The organism is Micromonospora sp. DT43 (assembly GCF_049841645.1).
Taxonomy (GTDB): domain Bacteria; phylum Actinomycetota; class Actinomycetes; order Mycobacteriales; family Micromonosporaceae; genus Micromonospora.
Window position 1 is genome coordinate 1 of the sequence record NZ_JBNCKR010000032.1, and the last position, 1,133, is coordinate 1,133.

Sequence of the window (1,133 nt, forward strand, 5' to 3'; positions counted from 1 at the left end):
CTTGGGGTCAAGGGGTGAGTGCAATCGTTAGGCGGCGATGAGGTGGTCCAGGCGTTCGGCTGGGGTTGCCCAGTCGAGCGTCTGGCGGGGGCGGGTGTTCAGTTCGTGGGCGACTTCGTCGAGGCCTGTTTGGTCGATGGTGCGGAAGTCGTAGCTGCCTTTGGGGAAGTACTGGCGGAGCAGGCCGTTGGTGTTCTCGTTGCTGCCGCGTTGCCAGGGGCTGTGGGGGTCGCAGAAGTAAACCGGGCATCCGGTGGCGACGGTGAAGCGGGCGTGAGCGGCTAGTTCGGTGCCCTGGTCCCAGGTCAGAGAGCGGCGAAGATGCGCCGGTAGCCTCCCGGCCAGGGCGGTCAGGACACTGATGACGGAGTCGGTGTCTCGGCCGTTGGGCAAGGCGCCGAGCATGACGTATCGGGTGGCGCGCTCGACCAGAGTCACGATCGCCGACGCGCCGGCCTTGCCGATGACCAGGTCACCCTCCCAATGCCCAGGCACGGCCCGGTCGGTGGCCTCAGCGGGACGAGCGCTGATGTGCAGGTCCCCGATCCAGGGACGGCGACCCCGATCCGCTGCCGCCATCCGCGACTGGGACCGCCGATCAGCGCGTCCCGAGCGCAGGGCGACCTGCCGAGTCAGTTCCTCGCGCAAACTGCCCCGCGACTGCACATAGATCGCCTGGTAGATCGTCTCGTGCGACACCTGCAACTCCGGCCGGTCAGCGAACGTGGCCCGCAACCACGCGGCGATCTGCTTCGGAGACCACCTACGCGCCAGTTTCCCCGCCACCGTCTGCCGCAGCCGCGTACCCACCCCCAACTTCGACGGCTTCGACCGCCGACGCGCCGCGTCCGCACGCCGCTGCGCCCACTGCGCCTGATACCCCCACCGATACGGCGCCCGCGCCCGCCCCGACGGCAACGACCGCCCAAGCGGGTTCTTCGTCCCATGCCGCGCACTGTGATACCGGGCCACCTCCCGCGACACCGTGCCCACCGACACCCCGAGCAACCCCGCGATCTGCGTGATCGTCCGACCCGACCCCCACAAATGCTCCAACACCTGCCGATGCCCGAACGTCACCACACCAGGCCTCGCCACCAGCACCTCCACCACAACCAAGATCAGTTGCACTG

1 protein-coding gene is annotated in these 1,133 nt (G+C 68.5%); it reads right to left on the reverse strand.

Annotated elements, in window-relative coordinates; translation table 11 throughout:
* Positions 1-27 precede the first annotated feature (27 nt).
* Positions 28-1,131 carry an IS30 family transposase gene (locus ACLQ26_RS33000; protein ID WP_425748272.1) on the reverse strand — a complete coding sequence of 368 codons (1,104 nt, stop codon included), beginning with the start codon at positions 1,129-1,131 and terminating at the stop codon, positions 28-30.
* Positions 1,132-1,133: the final 2 nt, after the last annotated feature.